The sequence below is a fragment of the Clavibacter tessellarius genome (assembly GCF_001618005.1).
GTDB lineage: Bacteria > Actinomycetota > Actinomycetes > Actinomycetales > Microbacteriaceae > Clavibacter > Clavibacter tessellarius_A.
Genome location: NZ_LQXA01000047.1, coordinates 42,517 through 60,449, shown reverse-complemented (window position 1 = coordinate 60,449; position 17,933 = coordinate 42,517). Strand labels below are relative to the sequence as shown.

The window sequence follows — 17,933 nt, the reverse complement described above, 5'->3', positions numbered from 1 at the left end:
CCGAGCTGCGACCGTACCGGTTCGGATCGGTCGCGTCCACCCCGTTCGGGGGACACGCCCGGGATCCGCCGCCGACCCCGTCCGGGGCGCGCTCGGGCCCCGACACCCCCTAGGCTCCCCGACCGGGGGAGCGTGCACCGCGCGACGCGATCGGACTCATCGATACGAGAACGAGAGTGAGAACAGGTGACCAAGAGAATCAGGCGCGGGTTGTCCGCGTCCGCTGTGGCGACCCTGGTGGTGGCGTCCGCGCTGATCGCCGGCGGATCCGCCCAGGCTGCGGGCTCGACCCCGCCGCGGCCCACCGTCCACACCCAGAAGGCGTACGCGCCGGAGGACGACTTCACGGCCCACTGGACCCGGGCCGACGCGAAGCAGATCGCGAAGCTGTCCGACCCCACGGCTGCGCCCCGCCAGAACTCCATGCCCGCGGCCCAGACCATGCCGCAGGTGCCGAAGGACTTCCCGACCATGACGGACAAGGCGTACGTCTGGGACACCTGGCCCCTCACGGACGCGTCCGGCCAGACCTACAGCGTCGACGGCTACGACGTGATCTTCGCGCTCACGGCCCCGCGCACGCTGTCCTTCGACGACCGTCACACGGCGGCCAAGATCGGCTACTTCACGCGGCCCACGGGGATCCCGGCGGAGCAGCGGCCTGAGAACGGCGGCTGGACCTACCAGGGCAACGTCTTCGAGGACGGCGTGACGGACGGGGTCTTCCCCGACCAGTCGTTCTCGCAGCAGGCCGAGTGGTCGGGATCGACGCGGATCATGCCGGACGGCACGATCAAGATGTTCTTCACCGACGTGGCCTTCTACCGTGACGCGAAGGGGCAGGACGTGAAGGCGGCCGACCCCGTCATCTCGCTCAGCCAGGGGCGCATCGAGAAGACGGACGGCGCGGTCAAGGTCGCCGGCTTCGAGACGGTGACCCCGCTCCTGCGCCCCGACGGCCAGAAGTACCAGACGAAGGAGCAGAACGCGGGCGTCAACTTCCGCGACCCGTCGACGTTCAAGGACCCGAAGCACCCGGGCAAGACCTACATGGTGTTCGAGGCCAACGTGGCCGGGAAGCGCGGCGAGCAGCAGTGCGACGCGACCGACCTCGGCTACCGGAAGGGCGACCCCGCGGCGGAGGACCCGAAGGAGGTGACCGCCTCGGGCGCGAACTACCAGATGGCGTCCATCGGCCTGGCGGTCGCGGACGACGACGACCTCACCAAGTGGCACTTCCTCGATCCGCTGCTCGAGTCGGGGTGCGTCACCGACCAGACGGAGCGGCCGGAGGTCGTGATCCAGGGTGGCAAGTACTACCTGTTCACGATCAGCCACCGGTCGACCTTCGCGAAGGGGATCGACGGCCCGGAGGGCGTGTACGGCTTCGTGGGCAACGGCCTCCGCAGCGACTACAAGCCGATGAACAGCGGATTCGGCCTCGTGCTCGGCAACCCGACGAACCTGAACTACGCGGGCGGCACCGCGTACGGGCCCGACTACAACCAGACGCCGGGCGCGTTCCAGGCGTACTCGAGCTACATCCTCCCGGGCGGGCTGGTGGAGTCGTTCATCGACGCCGTCGGCTCGAAGGACTCCTTCCGCCGCGGAGGCACGCTCGGGCCGACCGTGAAGCTCGACATCACGGGCGACACGTCGAAGCTCGACCGGGGCTACGGCGAGGGAGGGCTCGGCGCGTACGCCGACATCCCGACCACGAAGGCCTACGACCCGGCGCACCCGCCGCAGTAGGACCGCGCGCGGCGACGGCGGGCTCCCCGTCGTCGCCGCGCGCTCCCTGCCCCGTCATCTACACTCCACTCGATGCCTGTCCCGCCCTCGATCGCCCCGCGCGTCCAGCGCGTGATCCGGGGGCTCGCCGCATCCACCACCGCCACGTTCGTGGCCGCGCTGTTCCACGAGGCCGGCGGCGGGGCCGCCCCCTCGTGGGCCGTCGTCGCGTTCGGCCTCGCGCTCGCGTCGCTGGTGGCCATCGCGCTCGCCGGCACGCGCGCGTCGCTCTGGCGGCTCACCGCCGCGGTCGGCGTCAGCCAGCTCCTCTTCCACGGGCTCTTCACGGCGGCGGGCGACGCCTCCGGGACGCTCACCGCCGCGGATCCGCACGCGGGCATGGCGGGGCACGGCGCCCTGCCGCTCGCCGTCCCCGGCCTCGACGGCGTGCCCGTCGGCACCGCGTCCGCGCTCGACGCCGGCATGCTCCTGTCGCACGGCGCCGCGCTCGCGGTCACCGTGCTCGCGCTCCGGCACGGCGAGGCGGCCCTCCGCGCGCTCGTCCGGGCATCCGGCCTGCGCGTGCTGCTCGCCCTCGCGATCCCGTTCCTGCGCCCCGACGGGCGGCCGGCCGACGCGCTCGCCCGCATCGCCCGTTCGCCCCGACCGCTGCGCGACCTCGTCGCCCGGATCGGACGGCTGCGCCACCGCGGTCCGCCGCGCGTGCTCGTCGCCGCCTGACCCGCGACCGTCGTCGCACCGGGGCCGCATGCCCGCGCCTGCGCCGCCCTCACCCCTCCCTCTCTTCCTCCCTCCGGACGCCGCCACGGCCGCGCCCGCTCCCGGGGCCGCCACCGCGCGGCCCGGAACAGGACACCAGCCATGACCACCTCATCCACCCCCGCTCCCCGCCGTCGGATCCTCCGCTCGGCCACCGCGCTCGTCGGCGGCGTCGCGCTCGCCGTCGCCCTCCCGCTCGCCGCCTCGGCGCACGTGCGCGTCTCGCCCGACCAGGCCGCGGCAGGCAGCTACAGCACGCTGACGTTCAAGGTCCCGACCGAGTCCGCGACCGCGACCACCACGAGCGTCACGGTCGACCTGCCGAAGGACACCCCCTTCTCCAGCCTCTCCACCGAGCCCGTCCCCGGTTGGACCGCCAAGGTCACCACCGAGAAGCTCGACACCCCCGTGAAGACCGACGACGCGACCATCACCGACGCGCCCATCGAGGTGACCTGGACCGCGGACGACGGCGTGGGCATCAAGGCGGGCGAGTTCCAGCGCTTCACGGTCTCGGTGGGGCCCGTGCCCGCGGAGGGGAGCATCATGCTGCCCGCGCACCAGGGCTACTCGGACGGGTCGGTCGTCGACTGGGACGAGGCGACGCCCGCGTCCGGCGAGGAGCCGGAGCACCCCGCGCCCACGCTCTACGTGCAGGACGCGCCGCCCGCCGACGCGATGAGCGCCATGAGCTCCCCGGCGCCCGACGCCGCCGCCGCGACGACCACGGCATCCTCCTCGGACGCCGCGGGCAGCGCGGTCGCGGTGGGCCTCGGCGTGGGCGGCCTCGCGCTCGGCGCGGTCGCGCTCGTCGTCGCGGTCTTCGCGCTGACCCGCGTGCGCCGCGAGGGCGGCGGACAGGCGTGACGCCCGGACACCGGATCCGCCGCGGCCCCCGTCCCGCGGGAGCGCCCGCGGCTCCGCGCCGCCGCCTCGTGCGGGTCGCCGCCGCGCTCTCCGGCGCGGCCCTCGCGACGGCCGCCCTCGCGCTCGTCGGCATCGGACAGGGGAGCGGGCCGGACGCCGCGCTCCCCGCCTCGGCGCACGACTACCTCGTGTCGAGCTCACCCGCAGCCGGATCCACCATCGACGCGCCGCCGTCGGAGGTCTCGCTGACCTTCAACGACGTGATCCTCGACCTCGGCGCGTCCGGCGGCGGCGACGCCGGCGGAGCGTCGGCCGGGGCGGGCGGATCCTCGATCGTGCAGGTCACCGGCCCCGACGGCCAGGGCACGCACTTCGAGACCGGCTGCGCCGTGAACGCCGGCCGCACGGTCTCCGTGCCGGTCGCGCTCGGCGGGAGCGGCCAGTACACCGTCACGTGGCGGGTGGTCTCCGCGGACGGGCATCCGGTGTCCGACTCGATCACGTTCACGTACCAGGCGCCCGCGGGCGCGGCGACGGCGGCGGGATCCGCGTCCGGGCCCGCCTGCGCGGCGGCCCAGGAGGGCGCTGCGGGAGCGGGAGCGGGAGCGGGAGCGGGCTCCGGCTCCGCGGGCGGATCCGCGACCGGCGAGGCAGGCACCGCGGCAGGCCAGGAGCAGGGCGTCGCGCCGTACCTCGGCGTCATCGTCGGCGTGGGCATCGGCATCGTCGTGCTCGCGGCCGCCGCGGTCGTGCTCATCGTGGTGACCGGGCGGCGGAAGCCGGCCGGCGCGGGTGCGCCCGCCGGCGGCACGCCCGGCACGCCCGGCACGAGCGACGCGGACGGCGACGGGCCGCCGACCGCCTGACCCCGCGCCACGGACCGCGACGGGCCCGGATCCCCCAGGGATCCTGGCCCGTCGTCGCACGGCCCAGCGGAGCAGGCGACGGGTCAGCCCGCGGCCGGTCCCATCAGCTCGACCGCGCGCGCCAGGGCGTCGCGGCAGGCGCGGATGCCCGGCCGGTCGAGGCTCCCGACGCGCGACGACGTGAACACCGTGCGCCGCGGCGACCCCGGCAGGCCGACGAGCCGCACGTCGGGCTCGCGGCCGGCCCAGACCAGGTCCGGCAGCACCGAGGCCGCGTGCCCGCCGCGCACCAGGTCGATGTGCGCCTGCAGGTCAGCCGTCACGTAGCGCACGTCCGGCTCGAAGCCCGCGACGCGGCACACCTGCTCGGCGAAGTGGCGCGACGCGGTGCCCGCGGGTTCCATCACCCACGGCAGGCGGCGCGCGTCCGAGATGGAGCGGACGTCGTCGTGGCCGGGCGGCAGGCCGAGGCGGAGCGGATCCACGCACAGCTCCTCGCGGTCGAGGTCGGCCGGCCGCGGCGCCGCGTGCGCCGGGTACTGCTCGGCGATGACGAGGTCGTGGTCGCGCGCCCACACGTCGTGCAGGCCCGACTCGGGCTCGCGCATCGTGATCTCGACCCGGAGGTCGGGGTAGTCGTCGCGGAGGATCGTGAGCGCGGGCGGCACGAGCGCGAGCAGCGCCGACTGGAACGCGGCGATGCGGATCGTGCCGGACACGTTCGCGAGCGACGCGTTCACCTCGGTCTCGGCGCGCTCCAGCCGCTCGAGCAGGGCCGTCGTGTGCTCGACGAGGATCTCGGCCTGCGGCGTGAGCACGACCCGCCGCCCGACGCGGCGCAGCAGCGTGACGCCCGCCTCGCGCTCCAGCTGCGACAGCTGCTGCGACACCGACGACGGGCTGAACGACAGGGCGTCGGCGACCGCGCCGATCGTGCCGCGGAGCTTGAGCTCGCGCAGGAGCCGGAGCCGTCGCATCTCGAGCACGTGCGCCTCCCGCGGGAACCCAGGCGAGCATGGAATCATCGGCAGGGCCGCACGATGATCATCGGAAACGTTCAGCGCATCCGACGAGAGCATGGTCGCACACTGGGTGGACGCGCTCGCCGCGCGGCCGACGACGACGGGGCCGAAGGCCCACACGAGACGAAGAGGTTCCCGCATGACCGCCGAGACCGCATCCGCCCCCGAGACCGCCGCGATCCCGACGCTCGCCGGGGTCGTTCCCGCCCCGGACCGCGACGACCTCGCCGACCGGTCCGTCGCGCTCGTGCGCACCTGGCTCGCGGAGGCGGCCGAGCACCCGGCCGACCCGTCCGCCGAGCGCCTCGCCGGCGTCCTCAAGGACGAGAACGGCCTCGACTTCACCATCGGCTTCGTCGACCGCGTCGTGCGCCCGGAGGACCTGCCGGTCGCGGGCAACAGCCTCGCCGCGCTCACCGCCAAGACCCCCGGCTTCCTGCCCTGGTACATGCAGGGCGCGATCCGCGCGGGCGGCATCCTCGGCCCGGTCCTCCCGCAGGTCGTCGTGCCCGTCGCGCGTCGTGTGCTGCGCGAGATGGTCGGCCACCTCATCGTCGACGCCACGAGCGACAAGCTCGGCCCGGCCATCGAGAAGCTGCGCGCCGGCGGATCCCGCCTCAACCTCAACCTGCTGGGCGAGGCCGTGCTCGGCGAGCAGGAGGCCGCGCGGCGCCTGGCCGGCACGCGCGAGCTCCTCGCCCGCGACGACGTGGACTACGTCTCCATCAAGGTGTCGAGCGTCGTCTCGCAGCTGTCGATGTGGGCGTTCGACGAGGCCGTGGAGAAGGTCGTCGAGCGGCTCACCCCGCTGTACGAGCTGGCATCGGGGGCCGCGACCCCGAAGTTCATCAACCTCGACATGGAGGAGTACAAGGACCTCGACCTCACCATCGAGGTGTTCACGCGCGTGCTCGACCAGCCGCAGCTGAAGGACCTCGAGGCCGGCATCGTGCTCCAGGCGTACCTGCCCGACGCGCTCGCCGGGCTCCAGCGGCTCACCGCGTGGGCGCAGGAGCGCCGCGCGGCGGGCGGGGCGCCTATCAAGGTCCGCATCGTCAAGGGCGCGAACCTCGCCATGGAGCAGGTCGACGGCCGGATGCACGACTGGCCCGTCGCCACCTGGGCCACCAAGGAGCAGACCGACACGCACTACAAGCGGATGCTCGAGCACGCGCTCCAGCCCGCCGCGGCCGACGCCGTGAAGGTCGGCGTCGCCGGCCACAACCTCTTCGACGTCGCGTACGCGTGGCTGCTCGCCGAGGAGCGCGGCGTCACCGACCGGATCGAGTTCGAGATGCTGCTCGGCATGGCCACCGGCCAGGCCGAGGCCGTGAAGCGCACGGTCGGCGGGCTGCTGCTCTACACGCCCGTCGTGCACCCGACCGAGTTCGACGTGGCCATCTCGTACCTCATCCGCCGCCTGGAGGAGAACGCGAGCCAGGAGAACTTCATGTCGGCGGTGTTCGAGCTGAGCACGTCGTCCGAGCTGTTCGCGCGGGAGGAGTCGCGGTTCCGCTCGTCGCTCGCCGGCGTGGACGACACGATCCCGGCGCCGAACCGCACGCAGGACCGCCGCTTCCCGCCGGAGCTCGACGACGTGGATCCGCTCGCCGAGCCCGAGCCGGCCGCGGAGCCGGCGGACGAGATCGACCCGCAGCTCACGAACGTGGTCCAGGGCTTCACACGCGGCTCGCTGCTGACGCCCGACGCGCTCGTCGACCCCGGGGCCTCCACCACGCCGTTCCACAACGCGGCGGACACGGATCCGGCGCTGCCGACGAACCGCGCCTGGGGCCGCGAGATCCTGGCGCGCGTGGAGGCCTCGCGGCTCGGCGTCGCCACCATCGACGCCGCGCGCATCGACTCCACCGACCAGCTGGACGACATCATCGACGGCGTGCGCACGGCCGCCGCGGCGTGGGGGGCCCGACCCGGCGACCAGCGCGCGGCCCTGCTGCACCGCGTGGGCGTGGCCATCGAGCGCAACCGCGCGCGCCTCATCGAGGTGATGGCGTCCGAGACCGGCAAGACCATCGCGGAGGCCGACCCCGAGGTCAGCGAGGCCGTGGACTTCGCGCACTACTACGCCGAGCGCGCCCGCGACCTCGACCGCGTGCAGGGCGCCCGGTTCGTGCCGTCGCGCGTCACCGTCGTGGCGCCGCCGTGGAACTTCCCCGTCGCGATCCCCGCGGGCAGCATGCTCGCGGCCCTCGCCTCCGGCAGCGGCGTGGTCGTCAAGCCCGCCGGCCAGGCCCGCCGCTCCGGCGCCGTGCTGGTCGAGGCGCTCCGCGAGGCCGGCGTGCCGCGGGAGCTCCTCGCGCTCGTCGACGCGGGCGAGGCCGAGTTCGGCGAGCACCTCATCGCGCACCCGGCGGTCGACCGCGTGATCCTCACGGGCGGCTACGAGACCGCCGAGGTCTTCCGTTCCTGGCGCTCGGATCTGCCGCTCCTCGCGGAGACCAGCGGCAAGAACGCCATCATCGTGACCCCCAGCGCCGACCTCGACCTGGCCGCGGCCGACGTCGTGAAGAGCGCGTTCGGCCACGCCGGCCAGAAGTGCTCGGCCGCGAGCCTCGTGATCCTCGTGGGCTCGGTCGGGAAGTCGCGCCGCTTCCTCACCCAGCTCGTCGACGCGGTGTCGTCGCTGCGCGTGGGCTACCCGTCGGATCCGACCACGCAGATGGGCCCGATCATCGAGCCGGCCGCCGGCAAGCTCAAGCACGCGCTCACGCAGCTCGGCGTCGGCGAGAAGTGGCTCGTGGAGCCGCTGGCGAAGGACGAGACCGGCCGCCTCTGGTCGCCGGGCGTCCGCGACGGCGTGAAGCCCGGGTCGTACTTCCACCTCACCGAGTTCTTCGGCCCCGTGCTCGGCGTGATGCGCGCGCGGAACCTCGAGGAGGCCATCCGCTTCCAGAACGCCATCCCCTACGGCCTCACCGCGGGCCTGCACAGCCTCGACGCGCGCGAGCTCGAGCAGTGGCTCGACACCGTCGAGGCGGGCAACCTCTACGTGAACCGCGGGATCACGGGCGCGATCGTGCAGCGTCAGCCGTTCGGCGGCTGGAAGCGCTCCTCGGTCGGATCCGGCACCAAGGCCGGCGGGCCGAACTACCTCATGGGCCTCGGCTCCTGGGTCGCGGACGAGGGCCGGCACTCCAGCTCGCTGCACCTGCGCGGGCTGTCGCCGCGGGTCACGGAGCTCATCGAGTCGGCGCAGCCCGCGATCCGCTACGAGGACTTCGATCTCGTCCGCCGCTCCGCCCTCAGCGACGCCGTCGCCTGGCACGACGAGTTCGGCCAGGTGAAGGACCCGAGCGGCCTCGGCGTGGAGCGGAACCTGTTCCGCTACCGGCCGCTGCCCGTCACGGTGCGGCTCACGGAGTCGGGCGCGCTCGCCGACCTGCTGCGCGTGCTCGCGGCCGGGCGCCTCGCCCGCGCGGAGATGCACGTGTCGGTCCCGGGGATCCTCCCGGCCGGCCTCGGCCAGGTGCTCGAGGACCTGCCGAGCGTGCACGTGATCATCGAGACGGACGACGCGTGGCTCGCCCGCGTCGCGACCGACGGCATCGCGACCGAGCGCGTGCGCCTCGTCGCCGCGCGCGACGCGCGGCTCGTGGAGGCGCGCGCCCTGTCGGACGCGCTCCGCGGCACGCCCGACGTGGCCGTGTACGCCGACGAGGTCACGGCGGCCGGCCGCGTCGAGATGCTCACGTTCCTGCGCGAGCAGGCCATCAGCATCACGGCCCACCGCTTCGGCAACCCGGACGACTGGAGCGAGGCGGTCATCTAGGTGACCGCGATCGAGGTCCGCGCGCTCCGGGCCTCGGAGGTCGGGCGGCTCGAGCAGGGGGAGCCGCCCGGCCGCGGGTTCGCGCGCGCGATGTGGGCGCTCCAGCAGGCGGGCGGATGCACGCTGCTCGTCGCGTGGGACGGCGACCGTCCCGTGGGCTCCGGCCAGCTCGACCTCCGCGGCGCCGCGCCGGAGCTGCGGAACCTGCGGGTCGACGCGGCGGAGCGCGGGCGCGGCGTCGGCACGGCGATCATCCGCGCGGCCGAGGAACGCGTCGCGCCGGGCCGCCTCACGGTCGGCGTCGGCCTCGACAACCCGCGGGCCCGCGCGCTGTACGAGCGGCTCGGCTACCGCGGCACGGGCGAGGTCACGACCACCACGTACGCCTACGTCGACGACGACGGCGTCACCCGGCAGGCCACGGAGACGGACGAGACGCTGGCGCGCGACCTGGGCTGAGCCCGGTCGGCCTCGCCGACCTGCCACGATGAGCGCATGCGCGAGAGGGAGGCCATCGCCCGCGCCCGGGCGATGTGGGATGCGGGTCGTCGCCGTGGCGCTGATCGCCGCGTACTGGAGCCTGGCGAGGATCGCCTAGGGCCGCGATCCTCGTGCACCGGCGGCGCCCGTCTCCACAGCCGGCACCGGGGATGATCCGCGCGCGGCCCGCCCGGATCCGCGACCCTGGACGGATGCAGCGCTCCGAGACCGTCGACCGCGCCCGGACGCTGTGGGACGACGGCCGGCGGCGCGAGGCGATCGTCGAGCTCCGCACCCGCGTGCGGCGGGAACCGGGAGACGCGGTCGCGCGCCTGCTGCTGGCGTCCTGGTACCGCGAGGTCCGCGCCCCGGACCAGGCCGCCCGCTGGGGCATCGCGTTCCCCGGGTGGACCACCGCGCGGGAGCGCGAGCTGCTGGCGCGCCTGATCGCGTCCTCCGGCGTGCGCGACGAGCACCTCGGCCGCTTCCTCGCGCTGCCCGCGGGTGAGCGGCCCGCCGAGCTCGCCGAGGTCATGACGATCGTCGGCGGCCTCCGCGCCCCCGACGGCTGGCGCGGCGCGAAGCCGCTGCGGCCGCGGGACCTGCGGAGCCGGATCGCGCACGCCGTCCACGTGCTCGGCTGGGTGCTGCTCGCGGGAGCCCTGATGATGTCCGGCCTCGTGGCGCTGGCCGGCGAGGACGCCACATCCCCCGCGCGCGGCGGCGTCGCCCTGGGGCTCCTCCTGCTCGCCGTGGCCGCGGTCGTGGAGGGCACGCGGGCCCGCCGCGGCTGGTGGTGGGTCGGCCCGTCGGCCGTGATCTCCGCGGTCGCCCTGGTGGCGGCCGCCGTGGCGCTCGCCCGCATGGCGCTCTGAGCGCCGCCTAGGGTCGTCACGTGACCCCCGCTCCCGCCGCCGTGCACGTGTCGGTGGTGCCGGTCGACGCATCCGCCGATCGCGCCGCCCGCACCACCGCCGGGCGCGACGCGCTGCGGGCGCTCGCCGCGGAGATCGTGGGCGCGGATCCCGCCGACGTCACCGTGCGCGCCCGATGCCCGGACTGCGGGAGGCCGCACGGTCGCCCGGTGCTCGGCGGATCCCGCGCGCTCGACGGCCTGCACGCCAGCGTCGCGCACGCGGGCGACGCCGTGGTCGTCGCGGTCAGCGCCGACGGCCCGATCGGGATCGACGCCGAGCCGCGCGGTCGCGCGACGCCGCCCGGGATGACGCTCGGGCGATGGGTGCGGATCGAGGCGGTGCTGAAGGCCGACGGCCGCGGGCTCCGCGTCGACCCGGAGCGCGTGCGGTTCGCCGACGACGCGGACGACGCGCGCGGCCTGCTCGCCTGGATCGACGGCGAGCCCGCGCGCTACCGCCTCATGGAGGTCGCGCTCGCGCCCGACCTCGTGGTCGCCATCGCCCGCCGTGTGCGGCGCGCCGGTGAGGAGTCGCTCAGGGTCGAGATCCGCGCGCTCGACCGCTGAACGGGACGCGGCAGGGGAGACGCGGGTTCACTCGTTCTCCGCCTGGTCCAGCACGAACTCCGTGAACCCCGGCACGGTGAACGACAGGTGCCCGTGCTTGTTCGCGTCGAGGAGCCCCTTGTCCAGCAGCTTCTGGCGGGCGACCGAGATGGCTCGAGTGGTAGTCGCCAGGGCATCGGCGAGGTCGGCGCGCTTCACGTCCGTTCCGCCCAGCCGCGCGACCGCGACGAGCATGTCCTGCTGGCTTGGGCTGGCCGACCTCCAGCGTGCGGTGAAGAGCGTCTCCATCTCCGCATCGACGGACGGCAGCGCGGCCACGACATCGTCGAGCGCGATGGCGTCATCCGGTCGCAAGCCCTCTCGGGCGAGTCGCCTGCAGGCCGCCCTCCAAGACGCATCGCCGATCAGCTGGACCTTGTAGGGATAGCCGCTCGATTCCGATACGGCCCGATCGAGGGCCGCTACGTCCCAGGCGACGGCGACGGTCGCAGCCGTGGCCTGGAGCGCCTCCCGCGCGCCGGCGTCGGACAGGCCGTGCAGGGGCTGGAAGCTGAAGCGCTCGCTGAACGTCACCGCCTTGTTGATCTTCGTCGGGGCGCCGGGCAGCCCGACGGCGAAGAGCGCGGTCCGCGGCTGCCCGGGTTCGAAGGCGCGAAGCGGGGCCATCTCCTGCCATGCGTAGGCGAGCGTGCGCAGGCTCTCGGGGTCCGCCTCCTGGATCTCGTCGATGAGCAGTGCGATCCCCGCGTCCCCGTCATGGATCACCGCGTCGATCGCGGCGCGGATCGCCTGCTGGATCTGCTTCGCCGACGCGGCCGTCGGCGTGCGCTCCGGGGTCAGCGAGACGCCGACCTGCACGATGCCGGGCGCCCCCAATGTGACCGTCGCCGAGTCGATCGCCTCGAGTGCGGCCTTCCGCAGACGCGTGCCGGTTCCCACCACCTGCCGGAGCTCACCGAGCAGGGATCGCACCAGATCCTCGTCGGGATCCGCCGTGATCAGCACGGTCCGGATGCGGTACCCGCCGAAGATGCGTTGCGCCTCCCGGAGCAACGACGTCTTGCCGATCCCACGGGGTCCGTGGTCGACGTGCACTCGAGGGATGAACAGCCCGTCGGATGCCATGCGCTGGGCGGCCTCGCGGAACTGCTGCAGCTTGTCCGCTCGGCCGGGGAGGCTCGTCGGCACGGATCCCGGTGTGTAGGGGCTCAGCGACTCGCTCGGATGACGTCTATCGTTGTTATACATCGACCCGAAGTATAACGACGATGGCACAGACCCCGAGGTGTCGCCAGCGGCCCCTCAGCGCCGCCCGACCTTCGGCAGCTGCGGCAGCGGCACGTCCGCGAGCCACGCCCGCAGGAGCGCGCCCGCGTCCCCGGCCGCGCCGACGAGGTCGGCGGTGGTGCGGGGAGCCGTCCACGCCGGATCCGTCCAGCGAAGCAGCAGCGCGCGCCACGCGGCGTCGCCGAGCGTCAGCCGGAGCGCGTGCACCGCGAGGGCGCCGCGCTTGTAGACGACGTCGTCGAACATCGCCTCCGGGCCGGGGTCGCCGATGCCGACCTGCGTGCCGTAGCGGTCGAGGCGCGCGTGGTGCTGGCGGGCGAGCTGATCCGCGGTCGGCCCGCCGGACTCCTCCGACCACAGCCACTCGGCGTAGCAGGCGAAGCCCTCGTTGAGCCAGATGTGCTGCCACGACGCGAGGCCCACCGAGTTGCCGAACCACTGGTGCGCGAGCTCGTGCGCGACGAGCCGCTCGGATCCGCCGGTGCCGTCGGCGTGGTTGGAGCCGAGCACGGCCATCGCCTGCGCCTCGAGCGGGATCTCCAGCTCGTCGTCCGTCACCACGACGCGGTACTCGCCGAAGGGGTAGGGCCCGAACAGCGTCTCGAAGAACGCCATCATGCGCGGCACGAGCGCGAGGTCCTGCAGCACGCGCGCCTCGCGCGGCTTCGGGTACGCGAAGACCGCCTCGGTGGATCCGGCGGGCACGCGCCGCTCCGCGTACCGGCCGATCTGCACGGTCGCCAAGTACGGCGCGGTGGGCGCGTCCTGCTCGTACGTCCAGGTGGCGCGGCCCGAGCGCTCGAGCCGGGAGACGAGGCGGCCGCTCGCGACCACCGTGTAGTCGACCTCGCACGCGACGCGGATCCGGAACGCGGCCCGCACGTCCGGCCGGTCGTTGCAGGGGAACCACGTCGACGCGCCGCTCGGCTGCGACGCGACGAGCACGCCGTCGCCGAGCTCCTCCCAGCCGAGCTCGCCCCAGACGGTGCGGCGGGGGCCGGGCTCGCCGGAGTAGGCGACGTCGACCGTGAAGGACGCGCCCGCGGGGATCGGCGCGGCCGGGGTGACCACGAGGCGCCCGCCCCGCTGCACGTGCCGGGTCTCGCGCCGGCCGTCGACGCGCACGGCGCCCACGCGGAGGCCCGTGAGGTCGAGCTCGAACCGGGGGAGGGTCTCGCGGGCCGTGGCGGTGATCACGGCCCGGGCCTTCAGGCGGTTGCGGGCCACGCGGTAGTCGAGGTCGAGGTCGTAGCGCTCCACGGAGTACGCGGTGGAGCCGACCTCGGGGGTGTAGCCGTCGCCGGCCTCGGGACCCGCGGCGGTCCTCACCGGGGACCGGCGGTCGCGGGAGCGGCGGGTTCGGCGGAGGCCGGGGCGGCGTCGCCGGCGGCGGGCGCGGCCTCGGCGGGCAGGTACCGACCCGTCTTCACCTCGCGCCACGGGCCGATCGGGTTGCCGCTCCAGCGGCTCGCCTCGGGCACGAGCTCCCCGCGCATCACGAGGCTCGCGGGGCCCACGGTGGCCTGCGGGCCGATGCGCGCGGCGGGCAGGATGACGCTGTGCGGCCCGAGGGTCGCACCGGCGTCGAGGGTGACGGTGTCCATGCTCATGATCCGATCATGGAACAGATGCGTCTGCACGACACAGCCGCGGTTGATCGTGGACGCGTCGCCGAGGGTCACGAGGTCGGCCTCGGGCAGCCAGTGCGAGTCGCACCACACCCCGGATCCGATGCGCGCGCCGAGGCTCCGCAGCCACCAGACGAGCGCGGGCGTGCCGGCGGCCGAGGACGCGAACCAGGGCGCGGCCACCATCTCGGTGAACACGTCCGACACCTCGCTGCGCCACACGAACGACGACCACAGCGGGTGCTCCTCCGCGCGGATGCGGCCGATGAGGATCCACTTCGCCGCCGTCGAGACCGCCGCCGCCACCGCGCCCGCCACCAGCAGCACCACGCCGCCGAGCAGGAACGCGACGAGCGGACCCCACGCCTCGGTGATCGCCGCGAGCGTCACGAGCACGGCCAGGCCGATGGCGCAGGTCACGAAGACGGGCACGACGCGCAGCAGCTCCCAGAGGATGCGCGCGACGCGCAGTCGCGTCGGCGGCCGGAACGTGCGGGAGTCGTCGGCGGCGGCGACCGTGCGCCGGAGCCGGACGGGCGGGGAGCCGAGCCACGAGGATCCGGCCTTCGACTTGGTCGGCGCCGCCGAGAGCACGGCGACGAGGCCGTCCTTCGGCACCTTGTGGCCGGGCCCCGCCATGCCGGAGTTGCCGAGGAACGCGCGCTGGCCGATCTCGGCGCGGGCGACGCGCATCCACCCGCCGCCGAGCTCGTAGCCGGCGACGAGCGTGTCGTCGGCGAGGAACGCGCCGTCGCGGATCGTCGTCATCGCGGGGATGAGGAGCACGGTCGACGCCTCGACGTCCTTGCCCACGCGCGCGCCGAGGAGGCGCAGCCACACGGGCGTGAAGAGGCCGGCGTAGAGCGGGAAGAGCACGGTGCGCGCGAGGTCGAGGAGGCGCTCGGTGGTCCAGAGCTGCCAGCCGACGCGGCTGCGCACGGCGTGGATGCCCTCCGTGACGCCGAGGCCGAGGAGGCGCACGGATCCCACCACGAGCAGCGCGAGCACGAGCCCGGTCACGAGCACGGCGGGCACGAGCGCGCCGAGGCCGCGCCACCACGTGTCGCCGAGGTCGGCGGATCCGCGGATCGCCGTCGCGAGGATCCCGCCGCCCGCGACGAACGCCACCACCGGCACGAGCGCGGTCGCGACCGACGCGGCGCCGTACGCCGCGACCCAGCGCGTGTTCCGCGGCGGCCGGTGGTCGGGCCACCAGACGCGCGCCTTGCCCTCGCGCGCGGCGGGCGACCCGGCCCAGCGCTGGCCCGACGGCACGCGCCCGAAGACGGCGGATCCCGGCGCGATCTCCGCGCCCTTGCCGATGCGCGTGCCCGGCAGCAGCGTCGAGCGCGTGCCGACCGTGGACCCCGCGCCGATGCGCACCGCGCCGATGCGCACGGTGTCGCCGTCGATCCAGTACCCGGAGAGGTCGACCTCGGGCTCGACGGAGGCGCCGCGGCCGATGCGGAGCATGCCCGTGACGGGCGGCAGCGTGTGCAGGTCGACGTCGTCGGCGATGCGCGCGCCGAGCGCCCGCGCGTAGTAGGTGATCCAGGGCGCGCCCGCGAGCCCGACCGCGCCGATCTGCTGCGCGATCTGCTCGGCCAGCCAGAGCCGCAGGTGCCACTTCCCGCCGCGCGGGTGGTCGCCGGGCGTCAGGCCGCGGAGCAGCAGGCGCGCGGAGGCGGCGGAGATCGCCATGCGGCCGAACGGCGTCGCGAAGAGGAGGAGGCCGGGGATCAGCAGCCACCACGACACGTCCGGCAGCGCGTCGAAGCCGCCGAGCGGCCGCAGCAGCGCGCTCGCCGTGAGCAGCAGCGCGAGCCAGCGGAGGCTCTGCAGGGCGAGCAGGGGTGCGCCGAGGAGGGTCTGGATCCACTGGGTGCGGCGCGGCGTCGGCGTCACGTCCACCTGCGGCCCGGTGCGCACGGCCCGCGGCGCGCGTCCGGCCATGGCCGCGTGCATGGCGCCGAGGCGCGGGTGGGCGTAGACGTCGGCGACCGTGAACTCGGGGTCGACCGAGCGGATCCGGGCCACGAGCTGCGCCGCCGACAGGGATCCGCCGCCGAGGTCGAAGAAGTTCGCGTCGGCGCTCGCGACGGGCGTGCCCAGCGCGGCGGACCACATCTCGGCGAGCGGACGCAGCTCGGCGTCGAGGTCGGCGCCCTCGTCGCCCGCGGCGCCGGGCAGCGGCCAGGGGAGCGCGGCCCGGTCGACCTTGCCGGAGGTGCGCGTGGGCAGCGACTCGACCACGCCGATGAGCGGCACGAGCGCCGCCGGCAGCGCGACGCGGAGGCGCTGCACGGCGTCCTCGCGCGAGAAGGTCGCGGGATCCCGCGGCACGAGGTAGCCGACGAGCACCTGGTTCCCCGCGCCCGTGGTCTGCACGGCGACGGCCGCGCCCTGCACGTCGTCGAGGCCCTGCAGCGCCGCCTCGATCTCGCCCAGCTCGATGCGCCGACCGCCGACCTTCACCTGGTCGTCGGCGCGACCCTGGAACACGAGGCCCTCCGCCTCGAAGCGCACGAGGTCGCCCGAGCGGTAGGCGCGGTCCCAGCCGAGCGCGGGGAACGGGGCGTACTTCTCGGCGTCCTTGGCGGGATCGAGGTACCGCGCGAGCCCGACGCCCCCGATGATCAGCTCGCCCACGCCGCCCTCGGGCACGCGGGTGCCGTCGGCGTCGACGACCGCGAGGGTCCAGCCGTCGAGCGGCAGGCCGATGCGCACGGGACCGGGGCCGCCGAGCGGCGCGGCGCACGCGACGACGGTCGCCTCCGTGGGGCCGTAGGTGTTCCAGACCTCGCGCCCGTCGGTCGCGAGGCGCTGGCCGAGCTCGGGCGGGCAGGCCTCGCCGCCGAAGATGAGCAGCCGCACGTTCTCGAGCGACTCCGCGGGCCATAGCGCCGCGAGCGTCGGCACGGTGGACACGATGGTCACGCCGTGCGTCGTGAGCCACGGCCCGAGGTCCATGCCGCTGCGGACGAGGCTGCGCGGCGCCGGCACGAGGCACGCGCCGTGCCGCCAGGCGAGCCACATCTCCTCGCACGACGCGTCGAACGCGACCGAGAGGCCGGCGAGCACGCGGTCGCCGGGGCCGATCGGCTCGTCCTGGAGGAAGAGGCGCGCCTCGGCGTCGACGAAGGCCGCGGCCGAGCGGTGCGAGACCGCGACGCCCTTGGGGGTGCCGGTGGACCCGGAGGTGAAGATGATCCACGCGTCGTCCTCGGGCGCGGGCGGCGCGACCAGCGGCAGCGCGGAGGTGGAGGCGTGCGCGGCGGCGGCGGGGAGGATGCGGAGCGCGGCGGCCGTGACCCGGGCGGCGGCGGCGTCGGCGTTGTCGTCGGCGTCCGCGTCCCCAGCTCGCGGCGTGAACTCGCCCGTGCCCGTCACGACGCCCGCGACGCGCGCCTCGCCGAACACCAGACGCGCGCGCTCCTCGGGGTCGTCCGCGTCGACCGGCACGTAGGCGGCGCCGGCCGCGAGCACGCCGAGCACGGTGACGTAGAGGTCGCGGGATCCGGACGGCATGCGGATCCCGACCCGGTCGCCCTTCTCCACGCCCGCCTCCCGCAGCGATGCGGCGACCTGCACGACGCGCGCCATGAGCTCGCGGTAGCTGAGCGCGCCGTCGCCGTCCTCGATGGCGGACGCGTCGGGGTGCGCGGCGACGGTCGCGCGGAGCACGTCGACGAGCGTGCGCGGGGGAGTGACGGCGTCGGCCCCGTCGAGGACGCGCTGCGCGCGGGAGGCTGACGCGGCGACGGCGGCATCGGCGTCGGTCTCGGTCCCGGGTCCGGTGGTCGCCACGGGGGGAGCGGGAGCGGGAGCGGGAGCGGGAGCGGGAGCGGGAGCGGGAGCGGGAGCGGGAGCCGGAGCCGGTGCGCTCACGGCCTGCGCGTCGTCGTGCGGCGTCGCCGCCTCCGGGGAGGACTCGGGCATGTGATCTCCGATCGGGACGGGCGGCGTGCGTACTGTCGGGCCTCCGGGTGAACGGGAGGT

Annotated in this window: 12 protein-coding genes; 8 read left to right on the top strand and 4 right to left on the bottom strand. The window is 75.0% G+C overall.

Translation table 11 applies throughout. The annotated features are described in order from the left end of the window. Positions 1-186 precede the first annotated feature (186 nt). The 4 genes from AWH51_RS12505 (at position 187) to AWH51_RS12490 (ending at position 4,244) form a co-directional block, all read left to right on the top strand. On the top strand, positions 187-1,752 hold the full coding sequence (locus AWH51_RS12505; protein WP_063072395.1) for a glycoside hydrolase family 68 protein: 1,566 nt from the start codon (positions 187-189) through the stop codon (positions 1,750-1,752). Positions 1,753-1,824: 72 nt separating this feature from the next. After that, complete coding sequence (locus AWH51_RS12500; protein WP_063072394.1) at positions 1,825-2,472, top strand: hypothetical protein; 648 nt, start codon at positions 1,825-1,827, stop codon at positions 2,470-2,472. Between the two features lie 141 nt (positions 2,473-2,613). After that, positions 2,614-3,378: a YcnI family protein gene (locus tag AWH51_RS12495; protein ID WP_063072393.1), complete on the top strand. Its 765-nt coding sequence runs from the start codon at positions 2,614-2,616 to the stop codon at positions 3,376-3,378. Then, a complete protein-coding gene (locus tag AWH51_RS12490) occupies positions 3,375-4,244 on the top strand; it encodes a copper resistance CopC family protein (RefSeq protein ID WP_081235111.1) in 870 nt (289 codons plus the stop codon). Before AWH51_RS12495 ends, AWH51_RS12490 begins: the two co-directional genes overlap by 4 nt. An 83-nt stretch (positions 4,245-4,327) precedes the next feature. On the opposite strand, the gene AWH51_RS12485 is transcribed toward AWH51_RS12490, so the two are convergent. Next, positions 4,328-5,230, bottom strand: a complete 903-nt coding sequence (locus AWH51_RS12485) for a LysR substrate-binding domain-containing protein (RefSeq protein ID WP_063072392.1) — start codon at positions 5,228-5,230, stop codon at positions 4,328-4,330. Positions 5,231-5,405: 175 nt separating this feature from the next. Here AWH51_RS12485 and AWH51_RS12480 point away from each other — a divergent pair, with 175 nt between their 5' ends. The 4 genes from AWH51_RS12480 to AWH51_RS12465 all read left to right on the top strand — a co-directional run bounded on the left by AWH51_RS12480 (position 5,406) and on the right by AWH51_RS12465 (position 11,019). Further along, on the top strand, positions 5,406-9,056 hold the full coding sequence (locus AWH51_RS12480) for a proline dehydrogenase family protein (RefSeq protein ID WP_063072391.1): 3,651 nt from the start codon (positions 5,406-5,408) through the stop codon (positions 9,054-9,056). Further along, positions 9,057-9,515 (top strand): GNAT family N-acetyltransferase, encoded by a 459-nt coding sequence (locus tag AWH51_RS12475; protein WP_063072390.1) that lies wholly within the window; start codon positions 9,057-9,059, stop codon positions 9,513-9,515. It abuts the gene before it with no gap. 233 nt (positions 9,516-9,748) lie between these two features. Then, positions 9,749-10,411: a hypothetical protein gene (locus tag AWH51_RS12470; protein ID WP_254654574.1), complete on the top strand. Its 663-nt coding sequence runs from the start codon at positions 9,749-9,751 to the stop codon at positions 10,409-10,411. 20 nt (positions 10,412-10,431) lie between these two features. Further along, positions 10,432-11,019: a 4'-phosphopantetheinyl transferase family protein gene (locus tag AWH51_RS12465; RefSeq protein WP_063072388.1), complete on the top strand. Its 588-nt coding sequence runs from the start codon at positions 10,432-10,434 to the stop codon at positions 11,017-11,019. A 27-nt stretch (positions 11,020-11,046) separates the two neighbouring features. Here the strand turns inward: AWH51_RS12465 and AWH51_RS12460 are convergent, their stop codons facing one another. From AWH51_RS12460 to AWH51_RS12450, 3 genes are all read right to left on the bottom strand, one after another. After that, a complete protein-coding gene (locus tag AWH51_RS12460; protein ID WP_063072387.1) occupies positions 11,047-12,207 on the bottom strand; it encodes an ATP-binding protein in 1,161 nt (386 codons plus the stop codon). A gap of 114 nt (positions 12,208-12,321) precedes the next feature. After that, a complete protein-coding gene (locus AWH51_RS12455; RefSeq protein ID WP_063072386.1) occupies positions 12,322-13,635 on the bottom strand; it encodes a M1 family metallopeptidase in 1,314 nt (437 codons plus the stop codon). After that, on the bottom strand, positions 13,632-17,873 hold the full coding sequence (locus AWH51_RS12450; RefSeq protein ID WP_063072385.1) for a Pls/PosA family non-ribosomal peptide synthetase: 4,242 nt from the start codon (positions 17,871-17,873) through the stop codon (positions 13,632-13,634). Before AWH51_RS12450 ends, AWH51_RS12455 begins: the two co-directional genes overlap by 4 nt. Between the last annotated feature and the right edge of the window lie 60 nt (positions 17,874-17,933).

Excerpts from the sequence above, each read along its gene's own strand:
- AWH51_RS12480 (WP_063072391.1), top strand. The coding sequence starts at position 5,406 with ATGACCGCCGAGACCGCATCCGCCCCCGAGACCGCCGCGATCCCGACG.
- AWH51_RS12450 (WP_063072385.1), bottom strand. The coding sequence starts at position 17,873 with ATGCCCGAGTCCTCCCCGGAGGCGGCGACGCCGCACGACGACGCGCAG.
- AWH51_RS12500 (WP_063072394.1), top strand. The coding sequence starts at position 1,825 with ATGCCTGTCCCGCCCTCGATCGCCCCGCGCGTCCAGCGCGTGATCCGG.
- AWH51_RS12495 (WP_063072393.1), top strand. The coding sequence starts at position 2,614 with ATGACCACCTCATCCACCCCCGCTCCCCGCCGTCGGATCCTCCGCTCG.
- AWH51_RS12470 (WP_254654574.1), top strand. The coding sequence starts at position 9,749 with ATGCAGCGCTCCGAGACCGTCGACCGCGCCCGGACGCTGTGGGACGAC.